The organism is Nocardia higoensis NBRC 100133, assembly GCF_000308595.1.
Classification (GTDB): Bacteria; Actinomycetota; Actinomycetes; order Mycobacteriales; family Mycobacteriaceae; genus Nocardia; species Nocardia higoensis.
Genome location: NZ_BAGA01000135.1, coordinates 1 through 22,618, shown reverse-complemented (window position 1 = coordinate 22,618; position 22,618 = coordinate 1). Strand labels below are relative to the sequence as shown.

Below are 22,618 nucleotides of genomic sequence, written 5' to 3'. Positions count from 1 at the left end.
GGCTGTGGCCGGGCACCGGCCGGTCACAGATCGTAGAACGGCTCGGCGTAGTGGAATTCGCCGGAGATCCGGGGCTCGAAGGCGGTCAGCGGCCGGACCTGGAAATGCGAGATCCAGGCGGGCTCGTCGGGGGTGATGCCGAGGCGGGCCGCGGGCACGAAGCCGAAGCGCGGGTAGTACTCCAGACTGCCGAGCAGGCCGATCAGCGGTTCGTCCAGGGCATCGGCGGCCCCGATCGCGGCGTGCATCAGCGCCGATCCGACTCCGGCGCGCTGATGGTCGGCGCGCACGCCCAAGGGGCCCAGCGCCAGCGCGGGAAACGGGCCGACCGAGGCTCTGGTGAGACAGACGTGCCCCACGATCTCGTCGAACTCGACCGCGACCAGCGAGAGGGTCGCGATCCAGCCGGGGTCGCGGCGTAGTCGCTCGACCAGTCCCACCTCGACCGGCTCGGATCCGGCCGGATCGGCGGGGGCCGCGTCGGTCCGGCCGCCCGTCCCCACGGCATCACGGACGGCGGCGAATGCGCTGCGATGCACGTTCGCTATCGCGGCGGCGTCGCCGGGTTGTTCGCGTCGGATCAGCATCGTGTCTCCTCCCGGAGGTGAAGGGCCGTGCACACGATCCGCCGACCTGTCTGTTTTCAAGTCTGCTGGACCCGCACCGGCCTCGCAACGCCATTTGCCTGCCACCCGGGGCGGCCACGGGGCGCGAATGTGCCAGACTGCGCCGCATGGCTGAAACCCCGTCGTTGACCAGGGCCGAGGTGGCCGACCGCATCGATCACACGCTGCTCGCGCCCGAGGCCACCGACGCCGATGTCGCCGCGCTGGTGGCCGAGGCCAGGGAGCTCGGGGTGTACGCGATCTGCGTGTCACCGTCGATGCTGCCGGTGCGCGCGCCCGGCCTGGTCGTGGCGACCGTCGCGGGCTTTCCCTCCGGCAAGCACCACTCGCTGGTGAAGGGCGCCGAGGCCAGGCTCGCGGTCGACCAGGGCGCCGCCGAGGTGGACATGGTGATCGACGTCGGCGCGGCGGTGGCGGGGGAGTACGGCGCGGTGCTCGCCGACATCCTGACCGTGCGCGAGGCGATCGCCGATCGGGCCGTGCTCAAGGTGATCATCGAGTCGGCCGCCCTGACCGACGAGGCGATCGTCGAGGTGTGCCGGGCCGCCGAGCGCGCTGGCGCCGATTTCGTGAAGACCTCCACCGGATTCCATCCGGCCGGCGGCGCGAGCGTGCACGCGGTGCGGCTGATGGCCGAGACGGTCGGCGGCCGCCTCGGCATCAAGGCCAGCGGCGGGATCCGCACCGCCGAGGCGGCCGCCGACCTGCTCGCGGCAGGGGCGACGCGCCTCGGGCTGTCGAAATCGCGTGCCGTGCTCGACGGTTTCGCCGATTAGGCGCGGTTGCGGGCGAATCGGCGCTCAGCAGCGCATGTCGCTGTTGCCGGTGGCCTGCAGTTCGGTGTGCCCACCCGCCAGGGTGACGTCGATGCCGTCGTCGGTGACCTCGATGCCGGTGGCCTGCAAGCCCATCGGGTAGCTCTGCAGGCTCTGGGTGAACACATCCACGATGCCCGACACCAGGTCGGTCGGCAGGCCGAAGCCAAGCAGTTGCGCCGACATGGTCTGCACGTCGACCGCCCCGGCGGTCACCTGCGGGCGCACCTCGAGCTGGGCCAGCCCGCCGAGCACGTCCAGGGTGATGGTGTCCTTCGATGCCGAGGACTTCACGCCGCTGACCAGGCCGCCGAGGGTCTCGGCGATGCCCTCGTCACTCCAGGTGACCTCGGCCGAGGAGCTGCCGACGGTGCCGCTGCCGTCGTCGGCCATCTCCAGATCCTCGAACTTCGCGTGCACGTCCATGCCGACGGCGGGACCGAACTTGTCGCCCTCGCTGTCGACGGTCACCGAGGAGACCTTGCCGTCGACCCAGGTGAGCAGCAGCGGCTTGGGGCCGAAGCCGACGTCGATCTTCGAGCCCATCTGCTGCTCGAACTGGTCACTGATGCAATTGGATATGCGGTGCCGGGCATACGCTTCGGCGGCGACCAAGGCTGTGACCAGCAGCGTGGCCACCAGGGCCAGGGCGATCACCAGTGTGCGCCTGCTGACCCGCGCGGTGACGGGGGGCTTCGTAGTCATGCCGACGATTCTCGCCTACGTTCCTGTGCGCGCTCTGTGGTCGCGATGAGGGACTCGAATGTGACATCCGACACAGGTTCGCGGCGTAGCCTGTGATCATGGCTGGCGAAGCGGCGGGCCGCGTACCCGAATCCGTCGACCGACCGTGGCGTGTCCTACGGCGACTCGCGGGCAGGCATGCCGGGTACTTCACCACCCGCCAGGTGCTGCGCACCGGCTGCGAGGCCAGGGTGCGCGACGCGTTGGCCGAGGGCGCGGTCCGCCGGGCGGGGATCGGCATCCTGCGGATGAGCGAATGGCCGGACGGGCCGCTCGACGAATTCGCCATGTGGTCGGCGTGGTTCGACGGCGCGGTCGCGGTCTCCCACCACAGCGCGGCGGAACTGCACGGCATCGGCCGGTTGCGTCCGCGCTTCCTGCACCTGTCGGTCGGCTCCGGGCGTCCGCCGGTCACCTCGCACCTGGTGGTGCTGCGGCGCACGCTGGCCGGGCCGGATGTGGAATCGGCCGGATCGTTCCTGGTCACCACACCGGTGCGGACCATCACCGATCTGGCCGAGACCGATATCGCCCAGGCCGCGCTCGACGAGGTGGTGCGCGACGCGGTCACCATCGGCCGGTGCCGGGCCGCCGAGATCGCGACCGTGGTGGCCGGGCTGCCGCAGCGCACCGCCGTCCGGGTGCACCGCGCGCTCGACGCGGTGTGACCGGCCCGCTGTGTGATACCGGACCCGCGTGCTCGGCCGCCGGGCGGTGGTGACGGGCTCAGGGATCGGGCGCGACGGTCGACCACGGGACCGACAGCACGTTGTCGCGCATCCTTCTGCGGTATTCGCGAACCGGCAGACCCTGCTGCCGCAGCAGCTCGGCCGCCGCCCGCCAGCGGACCCGCGGGCCGAACGGCGCCATCGCGGCCGCGTGCGCCCACGCCCGATCGGCGGCGGCCAGCAGCGCGTGCACCCGCTCGCCCTGCACATTGCGGTGGATGAGCGCCTTCGGCAGCCGTTCGGCCAGATCCGATGGCGTCTCGACGGTGAACGGATCCCACGCCAGGGTCAGTGATTTCGGGCCGGTGCGGTCGAGTAGCACCCAGGCGCAGCGGCGGCCCAGTTCGTCGCAGGTGCCGTCGACGAGCAGGCCGTCCGGGGCCAATCCGGCCGTGATCGTCGCCCAGGCGCCCGCCACCTCGGCTTCCCGGTACTGGCGCAGCACATTGAACGCCCGCACCAGCACCGGGCGCAGACCGGCCAGCTCGAAACCGCCGCGAGCGAACCGGACGCCGTCGCGGTCGGGGACCACACGCGCCGGATCGATCTCCAGGCCGACCACCCGGACGTCCGGACGGGCCGTGCGCAGGCGGGTCGCCAGCTCCAGCGTGGTCCACGGGCTCGCGCCATAACCGAGATCCACGACCAGCGGATCGGGAGCCGCGCACAACCGGGTGCGCACCAGTTCGTCGTGCACCAGCCAGCGGTCGCTGCGGCGCAGCCGGTTCACCCCGGTGGTGCCGCGGGTGATGGTGCCGATCGGGCGCGAACTCAGCTGGTCTGCTTGCGCTTTTCCAGCCACTTCACGGTCTCCTCCGCCTCACCGCGGAACAGGTCGACCAGGTTGACCAGCATCAGTTGCTCGAGGCGCGGGCCCACCATCGGGATGAACACCTTCGCCTCCGGGGAGAAACGCATGGTGCAGCCGGTGTCGGTGGGGAACAGCGTGATGTCGCCGCGCAGACTGCCGGGACCGCCCGGGATGGACGCCGCGAACCGGCCCTCGGTCTCCCCGGCGTCGAACCGGTCCCAGGTCTCCTTGCGGGTGATGACCATGTCCTTGCGGATCACCGTCTGCGCGATCTCGGGCAGCATCTCCCGCGGCAGGACGTGGTGCAGCACGATCTCGATCCCGGCAGCGGTGACCTCGAGGCTGCGCACCTCGTTGCCGGGAGTCAGCTCGCGCATCCTCTCCATCCGCGCCTCCCAGTAGTCCTGGGAGGACAGCGCCTCGTACAGCTCCGCGGTGGTGTGCAACGGGTAGCGAGCCGAGTAGTCCAGACGACGTGCCATGCCGCCTACGTTAGAAGGCGGCAGCCCGATCTAACGCCGGGGGGCCGGTCAGCGACCGGACAGCCAGGTGTTGGTGAACTCCGTCTCCGAACGCAGCAATTCGATCAGGTGCTCCTTGATCGCGGCCTCGATCTTGCCGCCGAACAGCGGGACCTTGACCTCGATGGTGCCGTCGACGACCGCCGTGGCGGCATTGTCGTCACCGGTCAGCGTGATGATGCCCGACATCTTCGCCGGCGCGCCCTCGACGGTCGCCTCGTAGCTCGCCGCGTTCCCGTTCCAGGTCTCGGTGCGCGGAATGATCAGGTCACCCGGGCGGACCGCGGTGACGGCGGGCGGCAGCAACTCGGCGGCGATGGCCTGCACCATGTGGATACGCACGGTGTCGCCCTCGGCGGCGACGCTCTCCAGATGCGCGTTCGGACCGCCGACCTCGGTGATGCGGTCCTTCCAGTACTGCTCGTCGGAGAATGCCGCGCGGACGGCCGAAACGGAATGGATATAGGCGGCCGTATACGCCAGGGGTGTTGCCATGGGTGGACACGCTACCGTCTGGGGCGTGCGAATCTCACCTGTGGTGTCGGGCGATGCGGTCCGCGACCTGCTGGCCGGAACGGGCGCGGTGGTGCGCGAGCGGGTCCGGCTGGCGGAGCTGACCACGCTGCGCGTCGGCGGTCCGGCGGTGCTCGCCGAATGCGCGAGCACCGACGCGCTGGTGGCGACGGTGCGGACGCTGGATGCCGCCGGGGTACCGGTGCTGCTCGTCGCGGGCGGGTCCAACCTGCTGATCTCCGACGCGGGCTTCGACGGCGTGGTCGTGCGGATCGCCACCACCGGCGTCCGGATCGGCGGAGGGGGGCCTGCCGATGCCGATCGCGGTGCCGTCGGCCTCGTCGGCGGCGCGGGCGCTGCCCCCCGGACGGATGCGGTCGCGGCTGCCGCGGGCGATGTGGATGCGGTAACCGCGGTCGCCGAGGCGGGGGCGAACTGGGACAGCGTGGTCGCCGCGACCGTCGCCGCCGGGTACGGCGGACTCGAGTGCTTGTCCGGGATCCCCGGTTCCGCGGGCGCGACCCCCGTCCAGAACGTGGGTGCCTACGGCGTGGAGGTCGCCGATCTCCTGCGCCGCGTCCAGCTGCTCGATCGCGGCAGCGGCGAGATCCGCTGGGCCGAACCCGCCGAACTCGGCTTCGGTTACCGCACCAGCGTGCTCAAGCACAGCGACGCCGCGGTCGTGCTCGCCGTCGAATTCGCCCTGCGTGCCGACGGGCTCAGCGCGCCGCTGCGCTATCGCGAACTCGCCGGCGCGCTCGGCGCGGCCGAAGGCGACAGCCGCCCGGCCGCCGATGTGCGCGCGGCCGTGCTGCGGTTGCGCGCGGGCAAGGGCATGGTCCTCGATCCGGCCGACCACGACACCTGGAGCGCGGGCTCCTTCTTCACCAACCCGGTGGTGCCGGCCGCACGGGTCGAACAGGTGCGTGAGGCGATCGTCACCCGGCTGGGTGAGGTGACGATCCCCACCTATCCCGCGCAGGACGGCGTGAAGTTCTCGGCGGGCTGGCTGATCGAGCGGGCGGGCTTCGGCAAGGGCTTTCCCGGTGCGGACGCCCCCGCCCGGCTGTCCACGAAACACACGTTGGCGCTGACCAACCGGGGTGCGGCCCGTGCGGCCGACATCGTGGAGCTGGCCCGCACGGTCCGCGACGGTGTGGCCGAGCGCTTCGGCATCGTGCTGGAACCGGAGCCGGTCACGGTCGGCGTGCGGTTGTAGACCCGCCGCGTGCGCGGCCGGGCCGCCGGTTCCGACCGGCGTAGATTCGACGGCTGTGAACTACCGAGCCCGGACCCGCGGACCGGTCGTCGTCGTATCGGCAGTCCTGCTCGTCGTGCTCGCCCTGTTGTCGGGCTGCGCGGGCGAGAGCGCGCCGCCCGACGATTCGCCGGTCGCGGAAGTGACCCTCGACCCCGGTGACGGCGCGACCGACGTCAACCCCGTCGCACCCGTCTCGGCGCGCGTCGAGGACGGCGTCATCGACCGGATCGCCCTCACCAATGCCGCAGGCAAGCAGGTCGCCGGTGAACTCGCCGCCGACCGGCGCGGCTATCGCATCACCGAACCGCTCGGCTACGGCGCGACCTACACCTGGTCGGGCACCGTCACCGGCGCCGACGGCAAGACGGTCGCCGTCGAAGGCGGATTCACCACCGTGACCCCGGAGGACACCCAGCCCGCCACGCTCAATATCGGCGACGGCCAGGAGGTCGGCATCGCGGCCCCGATCATCCTGCAGTTCACCGGCTCGGTGGAGAACAAGGCAGCGGTGGAGAAGGCCCTCACCGTCACCACCGACCCGCCCACCGAGGGCGCGTGGGCGTGGTTCCCCGACGACAACGGCGGCTCCCGCGCGCACTGGCGGCCCCGGCAGTACTGGACGCCGGGTACGGCCGTGCACCTGGAGGCGAAGCTCTACGGTCTGGACCTGGGCGGGGGCAACTACGGCGATGCCGACCTGACCACCGATTTCCGGGTCGGCCGGAGCCAGATCGTGCAGGCGAACGCGCCGAGTCACCGCATTCAGGTGGTCCGTGACGGCCAGGTGCTCTTCGACTTCCCGGCCAGCTACGGCGAGGGCAACGAGGCGCGCAATGTCACTCGCTCGGGGATCCACGTGGTCACCGAGAAGCACGAGGACTTCATGATGTCGAACCCGCCGTACTACGAGAACGTGCGGGAGCGCTGGGCCGTGCGCATCTCCAACAACGGCGAGTTCATCCACGCCAACCCGGCCTCGCTGGCCTCCCAGGGGTCGGCGAATGTCACCAACGGCTGCATCAACCTCTCCGACGAAGCCGCCGCGGCCTACTTCCCGACCGCCCTCTACGGCGACCCGGTCGAGGTCACCGGCACCTCCATCGCGCTGTCCGCCGCCGACGGCGATCTCTACGACTGGACGATCGACTGGGGCACCTGGCAGACCATGTCGGCCCTGGACGGTTCCTCGGATTCCGTGGTCTCCGCAACCCCGGTCACGCCTGCTCCGCCCCGGTAGACGTGCGGTCCTCGGCGGTCGAATCGAGGATCCACTGCCGGTAGCCCGGGTGGGACCGGGAGATCGGGACCGCGACCACCGCCGGAATGGTGGCCGGATGCTGTGCGCGGACTCGTTCGAGGATGGCAGGAACGAGCGAATGCCGGGTGTGTAGCACGACCATCGCCTCGGCGACCTCGTCGATCGCGCCTTCCCCGCGCTGGATCGAGCGCACGCCGGGCACGATCGTGCCGCGCGCGGCGAGCCGGTCGACGATCAGGTCGCGGGTGAATTGGCCCAGCCATTCGGCGGATTCGGCGGTGATCGAGACATCCACGATGGCCTCGGCCGCGGGCTCCGCTGCGCGGGACGCGGGAGCCAGCGCGGGGTCCTGGCGCAGGATCGCCTCGTGCAGCGCGCTCACTTCGGGGCCGGGGTCGATGCCGAGTTCGTCGGCGAGCCTGGCCCGCAGGTCCGCGTAGGACGCGAGCGCCTCGCGTTGTCGCCCGGATTGGTAGAGGGCGCGCAGCTGCGCCACGCGTAGACGTTCGCAATACGGGTGGTGCGCCACCAGATCTGCGAGTTCGGTGGCGAGCCGGTCCGATTGGCCGAGGTCCAGCCGGGCCTGGGCGTGTTCGCCGATCACGGTGACTCGTTCCTCTTCGAGTGCCCTGGCGGCGGCGGCGGGGAACGCGTCGTCGGCGAAATCGGCGTAGGCCGCGCCGCGCCAGTGGCCGAGCGCTTCGGCGAACAGGTCCGCCCTGGCACCGGGATCACGTGCGGCGCGGGCCTTCTCGACCAGCCCCCGGAAGATCATCGCATCCACCGATTCCGCGCTGACCTCCACGCGGTATCCGGCGGGCGCTCGCGCGATCGAGGCGCGCGCGCCCGGCTCGGCGGCGTCCAGCGCCCGGCGCAGCTGGGAGACCCGCGACTGCAGCGTAGCTGCCGGATTACGCGGCAGGCGCGGGCCCCACAGGTCTTCGATGAGCCGGTCCGCGGGCACCGGGCGGCCCTCGTGGGCGAGCAGGTCTGCCAGCAGGGCCCGTACCTTCGCGTCGGGGATCGGTACCGGAACACCGTCGTTCGTCCAGACCTCCAGCGGGCCGAGCACACCGAAACGCACTCCGGCACCGTAGCCGACCCGAAGGAAATCCGAAGTGGCCTCGGGCAGCCTGCGATTCGCAACCGAGGCAACGAAGGAGAACCGCTGTGACCAGGAGTCGGGAGATCAGGTTGGCGTCGCGCCCGTCGGGTGTGCCCACGCCGGAGAACTTCGAGCTGGCCGAGGCCGTGCTGCCCGAACCAGCGGAGGGGCAGATCCTCGTGCGCAACACGCTGATGTCGGTGGATCCGTACATGCGGGGACGAATGGACGCGGGCGCGTCCTACATCGAGCCGTTCGCGATCGGGGAGCCGCTGGAGGGGCACGCGATAGGCGAGGTCGTCGCCTCGCGGGCCGCGGCGATACCGGTCGGGGTGAGCGTCGCGCATTTCGCGGGCTGGCGCGAATTCGCGGTGCTCGACGCGGCGGCCGTCACCGTCGTGGACACGCTCCGTACCCGTCCCGAGGACCATCTCGGCGCGGCCGGGCAGACCGGCTTCACCGGCTATCTCGCGGTGCGCGAAACCGCCCCGGTCCGCGCGGGCGACGTGGTGTTCGTCTCCGGAGCGGCGGGGGCGGTCGGTAGTGTGGCCGGTCAGCTGGCCCGGAGATTCGGCGCCGCTACCGTCATCGGCTCCGCGGGTGGCCCGGCGAAGGCCCGCGCGGTGACCGAGACCTTCGGTTTCGACTCGGCCGTCGACTACCGGGCGGGCTCGCTCACCGAGCAGTTGGCCGAGGTGGCGCCGGACGGTATCGACGTCTATGTCGACAATGTCGGCGGCGATCACCTCGAAGCCGCGATCAGCGCGATGCGTCCGCACGGGCGGATCGCGGTGGTCGGGATGATCAGCGGCTACAACGACGTCGAACCCGCTCCCGGACCGCGCAATCTGTACAACATCGTGCTGTCGCAGTTGAGCATTCGCGGCCTGCTCGTGACCGAACATCTCGACCGCCTACCCGCCTACGCGACGTTGGCGACCCGCCTGCTCGCCGAGGGCGCTCTGCGCGGCGCGGAGACCGTCGTCGACGGCATCGCGAAGGCCCCGGAAGCACTGCTCGGCGTGTTCACCGGCGCGAATATCGGCAAGATGCTCGTCCGCCTGTGAGGCGCGGAGCGTGCGAAGGGATCAGCTGCGCCGGGCGAAGCGGCTCGGGGCCGCCTGGTCGCGCGGCGCGACGATGATCTGATCGAGGTTGACGTGCGGCGGCCGGGAGGCCACGAAGCCGACGATCTCGGCGATGTCCTGCGCCACCAGCGGGTCGATGCCCTCGTAGACCTTGTCGGCGCGTTCCTGATCGCCGTCGAAACGCACCAGCGAGAACTCGGTCTCGACGGCGCCGGGGGCGATCTCGGTGAGCCGTACGGGTTTGCCGAGCAGTTCGCCGCGCAGGGTGCGGTGCAGCACGGCCTGGGCGTGCTTGGCCGAGGTGTAGCCGGAGCCGTTGTCGTAGGCGTGGAAGGCGGCCACCGAGGTGATGGTGACGATCAGGCCGTCGCCGGAGTCGATCAGCTTCGGCAGCAGCGCCTTGGTGACGCGCAGGGTGCCCAGCACGTTCGTCTCCCACATCCAGCGCCAGTCGTCGAGGTCCGCCTCGGCGACGGTGGCCAGGCCCTTCGCGCCGCCCGCGTTGTTGACCAGCACGTCGACGCGGGGGATCGCCTCGGTGAAGGCGCGCACCGAATCCTCGGAGGTGACGTCGAGTTCGAGCGCGGTGCCGCCGATCTCCTCGGCGAGCGCGCGCAGCCGCTCGATCCGGCGGGCGCCGACGTAGACGTGGTAGCCCTGGCTCGCCAGGTGGCGCGCGGTGGCCTCCCCGATGCCCGAACTTGCTCCCGTGACGACCGCGGTGCGAGTGCTCATGGGCCCCGATCCTAGGCGGGTGACGCAGGCCACCCGGCGCGCGGTGCGTGACCGGCACCTAGCATGCGGGTATGGCTACACGGGACGCGGTCAGCGCGGATGGCACCAGGATCGTCTATCGGGTGAGCGGGCCGGAGGATGCCCGAGCGCTGGTACTCGTGCACGGCTGGTCGGCGAATCTGACCTGCTGGGGCGAAGCCGCCGAGCAGTTGGCGCGGCGTTTCCGGGTGATCGCGCTCGACCTGCGCGGCCACGGCTACTCCGACGCCCCGGCCACCGGCTACGACGACCCGGCCAACTGGGCCGCCGACCTCGCCGCCGTGCTGACCGCCGAGAACGTGACCGCCGGCGCGGTGCTGCTCGGCTGGTCCTACGGCGGCATCGTGATCAGCGACTACCTCACCGCGCACGGCACCGGCGCGGTCGCGGGTGTGGTCTACGTCGGATCGATGGCCAATATCGGCCGGGTGCCCGGCGCCGAGGTGGGCGAGGCGCTGAAGGAGGCCATGGCCGGGGTGTTCGAGGAGAGCCCGGGTAAGGCGATGCGCGGCTTCGCGGCCTTCGGCAACGCCAACACCGGCGACCGCCGCGACAAGGGCGTGGACGCCCAGCGCCTGTTCGGCATGAGCATGGCCACCCCGCCCGCGGTGCGCAAGGCGCTGTTCTACCGGACCGCCGACAACACCGAGACCCTGCGCGGCCTGGATGTGCCGGTGCTGGTGCTGCACGGCACCGCCGACCCGGTGGTGCCGATCGCCAACGGCCGCTTCATCGCCGAGACGGCGCCGAAGGCGCGTGGCTCGTACTGGGAGGGCGCGCAGCACGGGCTGTTCATCGAGGACCCGGAGCGGTTCGTGGCCGAGGTCGGCGAGTTCGCCGGCGATGTCGCGTAATCCGTCCATTCCGAGAGCGGGTCGCGCACCCAGAAACCCGTTGCGCGCGACCGGAGCGGCGCAGATCACGGCCGCGATCGGCGGATTCGCCGGACCGCCGTAAGCGCCCGGCAACAGCTTGTGATAGGCATCACTTGCTTCGGACCGGGCGTTCGGTCCGTTGCGGATGAGTGCACACTGGAGTGTGTGAGTCATCGTGTGGACCGTCGGCCGAACCGCATCGCCGTACTGTCCGTGCACACCTCCCCGCTCGCCCAGCCCGGCACCGGAGATGCCGGCGGGATGAACGTGTATGTGCTGCGTACGGCGGTCGAACTGGCGCAGCGAGGCATCGAGGTGGAGATCTTCACCAGGGCTACGTCCTCGCATGTCCCCCCGGTTCAGGAGGCCGCGCCCGGCGTGCTCGTGCGCAATGTGGTGGCGGGCCCGTTCGAGGGGCTGGACAAGCACGACCTGCCGACCCAGCTGTGCCCGTTCACCGCGGAGGTGTTGCGGCAGGAGGCCCGGCAACTTCCTGGCTACTACGATCTCGTGCATGCGCACTACTGGCTGTCCGGCCAGGTCGGCTGGCTGACCAGGGACCGCTGGCGGGTGCCGCTGGTCTTCACCGCGCACACCCTGGCCGCGGTGAAGAACGCCGCGCTGGCCGAGGGCGACGCCCCCGAGCCGCTGGCCCGTGAGATCGGCGAGAAGCAGATCATCGCCGAGGCCGACCGGATGGTCGCGAACACCGCCGAGGAGGCGCGGCAGCTGGTCGAGCTGTACGGCGCGGAGGAAGGGCGGATCAACGTGGTCCCGCCCGGCGCCGACCTGAGCCTCTACCACCCCGGTGACCGCGCCGCGGCCCGCGCCGCGCTCGGCCTCTCGCCGCACGAGCAGATCGTCGCCTTCGTCGGCCGTATCCAGCCGCTGAAGGCGCCCGACGTGCTGGTGCGCGCCGCCGCCGAGCTGCTGCGCCGCGACCCGGCCCGTGCGCTGCGGGTGCTCGTCGTCGGCGGCCCCTCCGGCTCCGGCCTGCAACGTCCCGACGCGCTGATCGACCTGGCCGCCGAGCTCGGCATCAGCGACAAGGTCACCTTCCTGCCCCCGCAGCCGCCGGAGCAGCTGGTGCAGGTCTACCGCGCCGCCGATCTGGTCGCGGTGCCCAGCTACAACGAATCCTTCGGCCTGGTCGCCATCGAGGCGCAGGCCAGCGGCACCCCGGTGCTGGCCGCCGAGGTGGGCGGGCTCGGCACCGCCGTGGTCGACGGGACGACCGGCCTGCTGGTGCGCGGCCACCGTATCCCCGACTGGGCCGACGCCCTCGGCGCGCTGCTCGGCGATCCGCGACGGCTGCGGGCCATGGGCGCGCGCGCCGTCGAACACGCCACCGGGTTCTCCTGGGCGCACACCGCCCAGGGACTGCTGGACAGCTATTCCGCGGCACTGCACGATTTCCACAGCGCGCGGGCCGGTCTGGGGCGCGGCGCGCCGGACCGGACCAGAACGTGGGCGTCGCGACGGCGCCGGGTGGGAGTTTCCTGATGAGCGCTACCGGTGGCATCGCCGAGACCGCGTCGATCATCGACGAGACGCTGCGCGAACGCGAGATCGAGTACACCCGGCCGGCCGACGACGTCTTCGTGGTGGTCCTGCCCGGCGAGCGCAAGCTGAAGACCACCGTCATGCTCAACGTCGGCAAGCACGGCGTGCGCGTCGAGGCCTTCGTCTGCCGCAAGCCGGACGAGAACTTCGAGGGCGTCTACAAATTCCTGCTGCGGCGCAATCGCAGGCTCTACGCGGTGGCCTACACCCTGGACCGGGTCGGTGACATCTACCTGGTCGGCAGGTTGGCCTCGCACGCCATCACCCCCGACGAGCTGGACCGGGTGTTCGGCCAGGTGCTCGAGGCGGTCGACGCCGACTTCAACACGCTGCTGGAGCTGGGTTTCGCGGAATCCATTCGCCGGGAATGGAAATGGCGGGTCTCGCGCGGTGAGTCACTGAAGAATCTGCGGGCTTTCGAGCATCTGGTGAACACCGGTGAGGACGGCTCGGGCGCCGCTTCCGAGGCGTCCCCGGACCGGGTCTCCGGCACCGGCACCTGACGCTCGTCCCCCGGCGGCAACCACGTAGCGTTACCGCGCGAGACAAGCACGCGCGCACGCCGACGCCGCCCCGCGCGGCGATCCGGTATGCGCGCCTGGGGAACCGGGGGTTCGGCAGATGACTGTTCTGGCACTCGACATCGGCGCCACCAAGATCGCCGTCGGACTGGTGGGGGCCGACGGAGTCACGCACGAGGTGGGCCGGATCGCGGTGCCGCCCAGCGGAGTCTGGGAGGCGGTGCGCGGGTTGCTGCTCGCCGCGGCCAACGGACACACCGTCTCGATCGTCGGCATCGGCGCGTGCGGGCCGGTGGACGCGACCGTCGGGGTGGTCGAGCCGCTCAACATCCCCGAATGGCGCGACGGTTTCGCGCTGGTGGACGCGGTCCGCGAGACCTTCCCCGGCGCCACCGTGCGGATGGCCGTGGACGGTGTCTGTCTGGCCTTGGCGGAGCGGCATTTCGGCGCGGCCCGCCAGACCCCGGACGCGCTCGCCATGACGGTCTCCTCCGGCATCGGCGGTGGCATCATCGTCGGCGGCATGGTCGCGGTCGGGCACACCGGCAATGCGGGCCACATCGGGCACATGATCGTGCCCGGTTCCACCGATCCGTGCGCGTGCGGCGGCGTCGGTTGCGTGGAGGCGGTGGCCAGCGGCCCGTCCGCGGTGCGCTGGGCGCGCGAGCGCGGCTGGGAGGGCGCCACCGGCGTGGAACTCGCGGCCGCCGCCGAGGCGGGGGACCGGATCGCGAAGGCCGCGCTGCGGCGCGCGGGAATCGCGCTGGGACAGGTCATCTCGTCGGCCGCGGCGCTGCTCGACGTGGATCTGGTTGTGGTCGGCGGCGGGTTCGCCCAGGCGGGCGAACCGTTGTGGCGGCCGTTGCAGGAGGCGCTCGGCGCACACGCCCGCATCCAGTTCCTGGGCGATCTGCGGGTGGTGCCCAGCGAGCTCGGGGAGAACGCGACCCTGGTCGGGGCCGGTCTGCTGACCGCGCTGGGCGGGCCGGCCTGAGGGAGACCGCCACCGGGCCGGGGCCCGGCGCGTCGTTAGACTACGGGCCATGACGTACACCCTCGTGCTGCTGCGCCACGGCGAGAGCGAATGGAACGCCCTGAACCTGTTCACCGGCTGGGTGGACGTGCACCTCACCGACAAGGGCATCGCCGAGGGCAAGCGCGCCGGTGAACTGCTCGCCGAGCACGGCATCGCGCCCGACATCGTCTTCACCTCGCTGCTGCGCCGCGCCATCTCCACCGCGAACATCGCCCTGGACGCGGCCGACCGGCACTGGATCCCGGTGGTTCGCGACTGGCGGCTCAACGAGCGCCACTACGGCGAACTGCAGGGCAAGAACAAGGCCCAGATCCGCGACAAGTACGGCGAGGAGCAGTTCATGCTGTGGCGGCGCAGCTACGACACCCCGCCGCCGGCGATCGAGGCCGACAACGAGTACAGCCAGGCGGGCGACCCCCGTTACGCCGACATCGAGGTCCCCGAGACCGAGTGCCTGCTCGACGTGGTGAACCGGATGGTGCCGTACTGGGAGTCCACCATCTCCAAGGAACTGCTGGCGGGCAAGACGGTGCTGGTGGCCGCGCACGGCAATTCGCTGCGGGCGCTGGTCAAGCACCTGGACCAGATCTCCGACGAGGAGATCGCCGGGCTGAACATCCCCACCGGCATTCCGCTGCGCTACGAACTCGACGAGAACCTGCGCCCGGTGCGGCCGCGCGAGTACCTGGATCCGGAGGCCGCCGCCGCGGGCGCGGCCGCGGTCGCCAATCAGGGCGGCAGCAAGTAGTTCTCACGCGCGGCGCGTTTCGTGTCGCGGTGCGAGTGATTCGTTTCGTCGAGGCCCGGCCGATATCGGCCGGGCCTCGACGGCGTCTCGGCCCGGGTCGTATTGCGCTGCCGCGCATTTGCCGCCCGCGAAATCGCGGGATTCGTGATTGTCCACAGGGGTCGACTTGTCCACACTGTCTGAGTCGAGCAGTTCTTACTCAGCGGTAAGTGTGCGAGAATTCCGGCGTCCCATTTCAACGGAGAGGTGGACCACAGGCGATGAGAAAAGCGTTCCGGATCACGGTCGCCGGTCTGGCGGCCGCGTTCATCCTGCCGTTCCTCGGTGCGGGCGGCGCGACGGCGGGGCCGTTGCCGACGGGACCCGACGGCGGTGCCGCGGGCCAGGCCTGGGCGGCCACCCACGACGGTCCGCAGACCTATCCGAACATCCACATCACCTGGGACGTGCCGATCACCATGAGTGACGGCACCGTGCTGAAGGCGAATCTGTATCGCCCGGCGGACATCTTCGGCCTGCCCGCGCCGGTCGCCATGCCCACGGTGGTCAACATGACCCCGTACACGAAACTGGTGTCCAACCTCGCCGATCACGCGGGTGAAGTGCCCGGGCTGTCCGAGGCGATCATCGGCCTGGCCCGCGAGATCGACATGACCGGCACCCCGCTGGCGGGCGTCACCGATCTCACCAAGGCGCTCGGCGGTGGCGAACTGCGCAACTTCGCGGTGGACCGCAGCCTGGTGCGCAGCGGCTACACCCAGCTGGTGGTCGACGTGCGCGGCACCGGTTTCTCGCAGGGCGAGTGGGACATGCTGCGCGACCGCGAGCAGCAGGACACGGTCGAGGTGATCGAGTGGGCCGCGCGGCAGCCGTGGTCCAACGGGCGTATCGGCATGTCCGGGATCTCCTACTCCGCGATCAACCAGGTGCAGGCCGCGGAGAAGGCGCCCGCCGCACTGCAGGCCATCTTCCCGATCGTGCCGGGCAGCGACCTGCTCAACGACGTGCTCGCGCCCGGCGGCGGATTCGGCCTGAACTTCATTCCGCTCTGGCTCACCGCGATCAACACGCTCAAGTGGATCCCGGATGTGCAGTCGCTGGTGACCGGCAATTTCGATCAGCAGTGGCTGACCGACCGGATGGACTCGCCGCTGACCTATATGGACGTATTCCTCAACGCCTACAGCAACACTCGCGTCGAGGACCTCGATCCGCGGGTGCGCAGCCTGCTCTCGGCCGACAGCCCCGAACGCAGGGCCTGGCTGGGGGATCCGAGCCGGATCAGCATCCCGACTTTCGTGGTCGGCGGCTGGCACGACCTGTTCACCTACTCGCAGTCCCAGATCTACAACCAGATCTCGGTCGCGCCCGGGCAGAAGCAATTGCTGATGGGCAACACCTACCACCTGAACTCCGGCGCCGAGTCGGGCAAGCCCGGTCTGCCGCCGCGCCTGGACGTGCTGCAGCGCGCCTGGTTCGACCGCTGGCTCAAGGACATCGACAACGGCATCGATCGCTACGGTCCGGTGACGCTGCGCGAGCAGGGCGGCGGCTGGGTCACCCGGGAGGGCTTCGGTGATTCCGCGCCCGCCGAGGAAGCCGCCGTGCACCGGCGGATGTACCTGTCGGGCGCGCCGAGCGGCACCGCGCAGAGCGTCTACGACGGCTCGCTGCTGGCGAACGACGACGGCAGCACCCAGCGGCTCACCGTCGCACCGGGTCTCACCGGGCTGTGCTCCAACGACGCCGGGCAGGCCACCGCGGGCGTGCTCGCCGCCATCGACGCCTGCGGTGCGGACGCGCGCATCCACGAGAGCAACGGGTTGACCTTCACCAGCGCGCCGGTGGCGGGTGAGACGGTGATCTCCGGCCCGGTGGCCGTCCGGCTCAACACCGTCCACGACGCGGTCGACGGCTACTGGTCGGTGACGATCAACGACGTCGCCCCGGACGGGCGCTCGACCGTGCTGTCCTCGGGCCAGCTGGCGGCCTCGTTGAGCGCGATCGACGAATCGCGCAGCAGCCGCTCGGCCAACGGCGACTACACCGATCCGCGTCCGCAGGCCTCGCTGGAGACCCGGCAACTGGTCACGCCGGGCGAGCCGGTCACGCTCGACATCGCGCTGCCCGCCACGCAGGCGGTGCTGAAGCCGGGACACCGGCTGCGGGTGGACGTGTTCGCGGGCAACTTCCCGAAGGGACTGCCGATCCTGGCGATGCTGGCCGATACCGGCCTGCGGCCGCAGCACGTGCAGCTGGATCCCGCCCGCCCGAGTTTCGTCAACATCCCGGTGCGGGGAAACCCCGGCTGGTGATCACCGTTGGTCGCCGGGCGTGCGATGACACGCCTGGCGAACAACGCGTTAACTCCCGGCCAACGCGGCTGAAATGGCCTGTGACCTGCGTGAAACTTCGCGAACCCGGCGTTGTGCGGCTCGCCCGCGACCGTACGATTCAAGTGTGAGTGTCGCGCAGTCGGTTGTTCTGGCAGTCCTCGCGGCTGTCGTCGGACTGGCCGTCGGCGGGCTGCTCGTGCCCTATGTCAACGCCCGCCTGGCGGAGCGCAGGCAGGCCGATGCCGGCCTGACCATGTCGCAGGTGCTCGACCTGATCGTGCTCGCCTCCGAGAGCGGCATCGCGGTCGTGGACCGCTATCGCGACGTCGTGCTGGTGAACCCGCGCGCCGAGGAACTCGGGCTGGTCCGCAACCGGTTGCTCGACGAGCGGGCCTGGTCGGCGGTCGAGAAGGTGCTCGCCACCGGCGAGGCCGCGGAGTTCGATCTCACCGCCAAGAACCCGCTCCCCGGCCGCAGCCGCATCGCCGTGCGCGGGGTCGCCAGACAACTGTCCCAGGAGGAGACCGGCTTCATCGTCCTGTTCGCCGACGACGATTCCGAGCAGGCCAGGATGGAAGCCACCCGACGCGATTTCGTGGCCAATGTCAGCCACGAGCTCAAGACCCCGGTCGGCGCGATGAGCCTGCTGGCCGAGGCCATGCTCGAATCGGCCGACGATCCCGAGGCGGTCAGGCATTTCGGCAAACGGGTGCTCGGCGAATCGCGCAGGCTCGGCAAGATGGTCACCGAGCTGATCGCGCTGTCGCGCCTGCAGGGCGCGGAGAAGCTGCCCGAGCTCGAGGTCGTCGATGTCGACACCATCGTCATGCAGGCCGTGGACCGTTCGCGCACCGCCGCCGAGGCCGCGGGCATCACCGTCAGCACCGACCGGCCCAGCGGGCTGGAAGTGCTCGGCGACGAGACGCTGCTGGTCACCGCGCTGTCCAATCTGGTCGAGAACGCGATCGCCTACTCACCCAGCGGCTCGCACGTCTCGGTGAGCCGGGCGCTGCGCGGGGAGTACGTGGCCATGTCGGTCACCGACCGCGGCATCGGCATCGCCAAGGAGGACCAGGAAAGGGTGTTCGAACGGTTCTTCCGTTCCGACAAGGCGCGCTCGCGCCAGACCGGCGGCACCGGCTTGGGCCTGGCCATCGTCAAGCACGTGGCGGCCAATCACAACGGCGAGATCGCCCTGTGGAGCAAACTGGGCACCGGTTCCACGTTCACCCTGCGAATACCCGCTCATCTCGAAGCCGGCCTCGACGAGGATCCCAGCGGCGCCGAGACGAGTCCGAAGGAAAACGCGCCGCGTCCTCAGGGGCCGGGCAGACCGAATGGTGTGGAGGCACGCAGATGACGAGAGTTCTGATCGTCGAGGATGAGGAGTCGCTGGCCGATCCGCTCGCGTTCCTGCTGCGCAAGGAGGGATTCGAGGTCACCGTGGCCGGCGACGGGCCCTCGGCGCTGGCCGAGTTCGACCGGTCCGGCGCCGATATCGTGCTGCTGGACCTGATGCTGCCCGGTATGAGCGGCACGGACGTGTGCAAGCAGTTGCGGACCCGTAGCGGCGTGCCGGTCATCATGGTGACCGCGCGCGACAGCGAGATCGACAAGGTGGTCGGCCTGGAACTGGGCGCCGACGACTACGTCACCAAGCCGTACTCGGCGCGCGAGCTCATCGCCCGCATCCGCGCGGTGCTGCGCCGGGGCTCCGGCGAGGACCCCGACGGCGGCAGCGAGAACGGCGTGCTCGAAGCCGGGCCGGTGCGCATGGATGTCGACCGGCACACCGTGCTGGTCAACGGCAGCCCGGTGACCCTGCCGCTGAAGGAGTTCGACCTGCTGGAGTACCTGCTGCGCAACTCCGGCCGGGTGCTCACCCGCGGCCAGCTGATCGACCGGGTCTGGGGTGCGGACTACGTGGGCGACACCAAGACCCTCGATGTGCACGTCAAGCGGCTGCGCTCGAAGATCGAGGCCGATCCGGCCAAGCCGGAGCACCTGGTGACGGTGCGGGGACTGGGCTACAAGCTCGAGGCCTGAGCGGCCCGGAAACGCGATCGCCCCTCGAACGTCTCGGCGTTCGAGGGGCGATCGATGTTCGGGGCCGGTTCGCGGGAGTCGGGCGGCGCGCGGCGCGCGCTCACCCGACGACCGGGTCAGGGCAGGTAGTACCAGGCGGGGCCGAGGCCGGGCAGATCGGTGAGGTGCAGGGGGATCCAGCCGAGGTCGTCCTCCTGCTGGCAGTCGTAGTACGCCACGGTGTCGCCGTTGCCGCGGCAGGCGATGGTCCGGGAGACGCCGTAGGGGCTCACGATGAGGCTCTTGCCCTGCGCCTTGGCGTCGAGCGCGCCAGGGCCGAGCGCGTCGGCGAACGCGGCGGTGACATCCGAGTACTGAGTGGGGTCCGCGGCGGGTTCGGCGTGTGCGGCGCCGGTGGCGGCCAGCGCCGCGCCCGCGGCGATCGACACGATGGTCAGAGCTTTCCTCATGAGGGACATACAACCCCATTCCGGTTACCGTTCCGGTACGCGGGGGTACACGGACGGCTACCAACAGGTGGTATTCCTCTGATTCAGGCTGAGCGAAAATCCGTGCGGGTCAGGACCGCTCGGCCGCGCGCTCGGCGTGCGCGGTGGCCGGGTGCACGGCGATCAGGCCGAGTCCCTCGCGCCTGCGGCAGTGCCCGGCCAGTACCTCGTAGGCGGGTGCGCCGAGCAGTTCGGTGAGTTCCGGGCCGTAGGACTGCCAGACCGGCCGCGCGCCGACGTGCGCGTCCGGCGAGCCCGAGCAGTACCAGTCCAGGTCCTCGCCGCCGGGCCCCCAGCCGCGCCGGTCGTATTCGGTCACGACGGTGCGCAGGATCTGCACCCCGTCGGGGCGGTCCACATATTCCTGGGTGCGCCGGATCGGCAACTGCCAGCACACATCCGGCTTGACCGTGTGCGGCAGCAGACCGCGGCGCAGCGCCATCGTGTGCAGCGCGCAGCCGACCCCGCCTTCGAAGCCGGGACGGTTGAGGAACACGCACGCGCCCTCGTAGCGGCGGGTTCGCAGGGCCGGCTCGTCGTCGAGCTCGTCGACCTCGAGATAGCCCTTCCTGGTGATCTTTCCCTTGTCGTTACGTGCCGCGTCCATCAGCTGCCAGTCCTGCGGTGTGAGCATTTTCACAGCGTCGCGGAGGCGTTGCTGATCCTCTTTGTCGGAGAGGAAGGCCCCGTGCGAGCAGCAGCCGTCGTCGGGGCGGTCGGCCAGGATGCCCTGGCAGGCGGGAGTGCCGAAGACACACGTCCAACGCGACAGCAGCCAGGTCAGATCCGCCACGATCAGGTGTTCGTCGTCGGCGGGGTCGACGAATTCGATCCATTCGCGCGGGAAATCCAGATCCACCTCGGGGGCCGGGGTGATCTTGTCCGCTGGTCGGGGCCTGCTCGGGCTGTCCGCCGCTGCGCCTACCGTCACGGACAATGACGCTAACAGTTCCCCTCGCCCGCACGTAACTGCTGGTCGACCCAGTACCGTGTTCTTGTGCGCCTAGGGGTACTCGACGTCGGAAGCAATACCGTCCACCTGCTCGTCGTGGACGCGCATCGCGGTGGCCATCCCATGCCGATGAGCTCGACGAAAGCGACCCTGCGGCTGTCGGAGAACATGGACGACGACGGTTGCCTGACCGAAGCGGGCGCCCAGCGGCTGGTCTCGACGGTGGCCGAATTCGCCAGCATCGCCGAGACCTCGCAGTGCCAGGAACTGATGCCGTTCGCCACCTCGGCGCTGCGCGACGCGACCAACTCCGAGGAAGTGCTCGAACGGGTCCGCGCCGAGACCGGCGTGCAGCTGCAGATCCTCAGCGGTGAGGACGAGGCGCGGCTGACCTTCCTCGCCGTGCGCCGCTGGTACGGCTGGAGCGCCGGGCGGATCCTCAACATCGATATCGGCGGCGGTTCGCTGGAGCTGACCGTCGGCGGTGACGAGGACCCCGATGTGGCGTTGTCGCTGCAACTCGGCGCGGGCAGGCTCACCAGGCAGTGGCTGCGCGAGGACCCGCCGGGCAAGCGCCGGATCGCGGTGCTGCGCGACTGGCTCGACGCCGAGCTGGTCGTGCCGGCCAAGCAGGTGATGGGCGCGGGCCTGCCCGACCTGGCCGTCGGCACCTCCAAGACCTTCCGATCGCTGGCCAGGCTGACCGGCGCCGCTCCGTCGGGCGCCGGACCCAGGGTGCGACGTACACTGACCAGCTCAGGCCTGCGTCAGTTGATCGCGTTCATCTCCAGGATGACGGCGTCGGACCGGGCGGAATTGGAAGGCGTGAGTGCGGATCGGTCGCAACAGCTGGTCGCTGGGGCGCTGGTCGCGGAGGCGAGTATGCGGGCGTTGGCGCTGGACAGCATCGAAATCTGTCCGTGGGCGATGCGCGAAGGGCTGATCCTGCGCAAACTGGATACCGATACGAACGGTGGACCGGTGGTCGCGGTGCCCGGCGCGATGATCAACACGGTGCCACTGTCCGAGGGTGACGGCGCGAAATCGGGTCCGATCGAAACGGTGTCGTAATGAGCGAGGATTCCAAGCAGCTGTCGGTGGCCGAGCTGCTGGCCCGGAACGGCCAGCAGGGTTCGGCCTCCGGCGGCGGCAGGCGAAGGCGCGGTGGTCGCGGCATCTCGGTGGCCGAACTGACCGGCGATCTACCGGTGATCCGCGACGGCGGTGCGCACTCGGCCCCCGACGAGGAGGCGGCGCGGGAGCAGGCCGAATCGCCCGGCGATTCGCCGATGTCGGGCCCGATCACGCGCTACGACCCGCTCGCGGGTCCGGCGCCCGCCTCCCGGCACGGCGCCCCCGATCCGGACGCCGAGCCGGTGCCTGCGCCCGAACCGTCCACCGGACGCGGCGGACGCAGGCGCAAGCTCGACCCCGACGACAATGCCACCGTGATCGTCGGGCGTCCGACGGCCGCCGCGGGGCCGGCGTCCTTCGCGCCCCCGCCGCAGACCTTCGAACCGCCCGCCCCGCCGAGCTTCGAACCTCCCTCCGCCCCGCGGGCTTTCGAACCGCCCGCGCCCGTCGCGCCCCCGGCCGGTCCGCCGCAGGGCGGCCCCGACAGCAGCCGTCTCAGCCGCGCCGACCGCCGTCGCGCCGCCGAGGTGACCGAGATCTATCCCGTTCCGATCGCTCCCGCCGAGGAGCCGGGCCCGCCCGCCCCCGGCTGGGCGCCGGCGCCACCGGATTTCGGGCCCGCGCCGCGACCGCTGTCGCCGATGCCGCCGCGCCCCGGTCCGGACGAGCGCGCAC

The 22,618-nt window shown here is 70.7% G+C and carries 23 protein-coding genes and 1 pseudogene; 15 read left to right on the top strand and 9 right to left on the bottom strand.

All coding sequences use genetic code 11. The features are described from left to right. Nucleotides 1-23 precede the first annotated feature (23 nt). Nucleotides 24-587 (bottom strand): GNAT family N-acetyltransferase, encoded by a 564-nt coding sequence (locus ON26_RS24435; protein WP_040799012.1) that lies wholly within the window; start codon nt 585-587, stop codon nt 24-26. Between the two features lie 146 nt (nt 588-733). On the opposite strand from ON26_RS24435, the gene deoC reads away from it, so the two are divergent. Further along, complete coding sequence (gene deoC / locus ON26_RS24430) at nt 734-1,402, top strand: deoxyribose-phosphate aldolase (protein ID WP_040799010.1); 669 nt, start codon at nt 734-736, stop codon at nt 1,400-1,402. Between the two features lie 24 nt (nt 1,403-1,426). Here deoC and ON26_RS24425 read toward each other — a convergent pair whose 3' ends face one another. Then, nucleotides 1,427-2,146, bottom strand: a complete 720-nt coding sequence (locus ON26_RS24425) for an LmeA family phospholipid-binding protein (protein ID WP_040799008.1) — start codon at nt 2,144-2,146, stop codon at nt 1,427-1,429. 98 nt (nt 2,147-2,244) lie between these two features. On the opposite strand from ON26_RS24425, the gene ON26_RS24420 reads away from it, so the two are divergent. Beyond that, the gene (locus ON26_RS24420) at nt 2,245-2,853 is read left to right on the top strand and encodes a type IV toxin-antitoxin system AbiEi family antitoxin (RefSeq protein ID WP_040799038.1); all 609 of its coding nucleotides are present in this window, start codon (nt 2,245-2,247) and stop codon (nt 2,851-2,853) included. Between the two features lie 58 nt (nt 2,854-2,911). Here ON26_RS24420 and ON26_RS24415 read toward each other — a convergent pair whose 3' ends face one another. From ON26_RS24415 to ON26_RS24405, 3 genes are read right to left on the bottom strand one after another with little or no spacing between them, the layout of a single operon-like run. Further along, the gene (locus tag ON26_RS24415) at nt 2,912-3,715 is read right to left on the bottom strand and encodes a class I SAM-dependent methyltransferase (protein WP_245546025.1); all 804 of its coding nucleotides are present in this window, start codon (nt 3,713-3,715) and stop codon (nt 2,912-2,914) included. Continuing rightward, nucleotides 3,685-4,206 (bottom strand): DUF2505 domain-containing protein, encoded by a 522-nt coding sequence (locus ON26_RS24410; protein WP_040799007.1) that lies wholly within the window; start codon nt 4,204-4,206, stop codon nt 3,685-3,687. The genes ON26_RS24415 and ON26_RS24410 overlap by 31 nt, the downstream gene beginning before the upstream one ends. A 48-nt stretch (nt 4,207-4,254) precedes the next feature. Further along, nucleotides 4,255-4,740: a DUF2505 domain-containing protein gene (locus ON26_RS24405; RefSeq protein ID WP_040799005.1), complete on the bottom strand. Its 486-nt coding sequence runs from the start codon at nt 4,738-4,740 to the stop codon at nt 4,255-4,257. On the opposite strand from ON26_RS24405, the gene ON26_RS24400 reads away from it, so the two are divergent. Next, nucleotides 4,739-5,977, top strand: coding sequence for a UDP-N-acetylmuramate dehydrogenase (locus tag ON26_RS24400; protein WP_083884327.1), 1,239 nt, complete (start codon nt 4,739-4,741; stop codon nt 5,975-5,977). The genes ON26_RS24405 and ON26_RS24400 overlap by 2 nt on opposite strands. A 55-nt stretch (nt 5,978-6,032) precedes the next feature. Continuing rightward, nucleotides 6,033-7,256: a L,D-transpeptidase gene (locus tag ON26_RS24395; RefSeq protein WP_040799003.1), complete on the top strand. Its 1,224-nt coding sequence runs from the start codon at nt 6,033-6,035 to the stop codon at nt 7,254-7,256. On the opposite strand, the gene cutA is transcribed toward ON26_RS24395, so the two are convergent. Further along, nucleotides 7,234-8,361 carry a divalent cation tolerance protein CutA gene (cutA, locus tag ON26_RS24390; protein ID WP_040799001.1) on the bottom strand — a complete coding sequence of 376 codons (1,128 nt, stop codon included), beginning with the start codon at nt 8,359-8,361 and terminating at the stop codon, nt 7,234-7,236. The two genes, ON26_RS24395 and cutA, sit on opposite strands and share 23 nt — an antisense overlap. A gap of 86 nt (nt 8,362-8,447) precedes the next feature. Between cutA and ON26_RS24385 the strand changes: the two genes are divergently transcribed. After that, nucleotides 8,448-9,449 (top strand): NADP-dependent oxidoreductase, encoded by a 1,002-nt coding sequence (locus ON26_RS24385; RefSeq protein WP_040798999.1) that lies wholly within the window; start codon nt 8,448-8,450, stop codon nt 9,447-9,449. A 21-nt stretch (nt 9,450-9,470) separates the two neighbouring features. Here ON26_RS24385 and ON26_RS24380 read toward each other — a convergent pair whose 3' ends face one another. After that, complete coding sequence (locus ON26_RS24380; protein WP_040798997.1) at nt 9,471-10,205, bottom strand: SDR family NAD(P)-dependent oxidoreductase; 735 nt, start codon at nt 10,203-10,205, stop codon at nt 9,471-9,473. A gap of 71 nt (nt 10,206-10,276) precedes the next feature. Here ON26_RS24380 and ON26_RS24375 point away from each other — a divergent pair, with 71 nt between their 5' ends. The 8 genes from ON26_RS24375 to ON26_RS24340 all read left to right on the top strand — a co-directional run bounded on the left by ON26_RS24375 (nt 10,277) and on the right by ON26_RS24340 (nt 19,369). Then, the gene (locus tag ON26_RS24375; protein ID WP_040798995.1) at nt 10,277-11,098 is read left to right on the top strand and encodes an alpha/beta fold hydrolase; all 822 of its coding nucleotides are present in this window, start codon (nt 10,277-10,279) and stop codon (nt 11,096-11,098) included. Nucleotides 11,099-11,284: 186 nt separating this feature from the next. Beyond that, nucleotides 11,285-12,622 carry a D-inositol-3-phosphate glycosyltransferase gene (mshA, locus tag ON26_RS24370; protein WP_040798994.1) on the top strand — a complete coding sequence of 446 codons (1,338 nt, stop codon included), beginning with the start codon at nt 11,285-11,287 and terminating at the stop codon, nt 12,620-12,622. Next, complete coding sequence (locus tag ON26_RS24365) at nt 12,622-13,185, top strand: type III secretion system chaperone family protein (RefSeq protein ID WP_085999082.1); 564 nt, start codon at nt 12,622-12,624, stop codon at nt 13,183-13,185. Before mshA ends, ON26_RS24365 begins: the two co-directional genes overlap by 1 nt. A gap of 118 nt (nt 13,186-13,303) precedes the next feature. Further along, nucleotides 13,304-14,197 (top strand): ROK family protein, encoded by an 894-nt coding sequence (locus ON26_RS24360; protein WP_040798992.1) that lies wholly within the window; start codon nt 13,304-13,306, stop codon nt 14,195-14,197. A gap of 49 nt (nt 14,198-14,246) precedes the next feature. Continuing rightward, nucleotides 14,247-14,987: a phosphoglyceromutase gene (locus ON26_RS24355; protein WP_040798991.1), complete on the top strand. Its 741-nt coding sequence runs from the start codon at nt 14,247-14,249 to the stop codon at nt 14,985-14,987. 260 nt (nt 14,988-15,247) lie between these two features. Then, a complete protein-coding gene (locus ON26_RS24350) occupies nt 15,248-17,302 on the top strand; it encodes a CocE/NonD family hydrolase (protein WP_040798989.1) in 2,055 nt (684 codons plus the stop codon). 145 nt (nt 17,303-17,447) lie between these two features. Next, nucleotides 17,448-18,683, top strand: coding sequence for a sensor histidine kinase (locus ON26_RS24345; RefSeq protein WP_040798988.1), 1,236 nt, complete (start codon nt 17,448-17,450; stop codon nt 18,681-18,683). After that, nucleotides 18,680-19,369, top strand: coding sequence for a response regulator (locus tag ON26_RS24340; RefSeq protein WP_040798987.1), 690 nt, complete (start codon nt 18,680-18,682; stop codon nt 19,367-19,369). Before ON26_RS24345 ends, ON26_RS24340 begins: the two co-directional genes overlap by 4 nt. Nucleotides 19,370-19,485: 116 nt before the next feature. Here the strand turns inward: ON26_RS24340 and ON26_RS24335 are convergent, their stop codons facing one another. Together ON26_RS24335 and ON26_RS24330 are read right to left on the bottom strand one after the other, a co-directional pair. Continuing rightward, on the bottom strand, nt 19,486-19,818 hold the full coding sequence (locus tag ON26_RS24335) for a hypothetical protein (RefSeq protein WP_040798986.1): 333 nt from the start codon (nt 19,816-19,818) through the stop codon (nt 19,486-19,488). 109 nt (nt 19,819-19,927) lie between these two features. Continuing rightward, nucleotides 19,928-20,788, bottom strand: a complete 861-nt coding sequence (locus tag ON26_RS24330) for a DUF3109 family protein (RefSeq protein ID WP_083884326.1) — start codon at nt 20,786-20,788, stop codon at nt 19,928-19,930. A gap of 66 nt (nt 20,789-20,854) precedes the next feature. Between ON26_RS24330 and ON26_RS24325 the strand changes: the two genes are divergently transcribed. Continuing rightward, nucleotides 20,855-21,880, top strand: a complete 1,026-nt coding sequence (locus ON26_RS24325) for a Ppx/GppA family phosphatase (RefSeq protein ID WP_040798985.1) — start codon at nt 20,855-20,857, stop codon at nt 21,878-21,880. Then, nucleotides 21,880-22,618: pseudogene (locus ON26_RS24320) on the top strand (hypothetical protein); the annotation flags it as partial. The gene ON26_RS24325 and the pseudogene ON26_RS24320, both read left to right, overlap by 1 nt.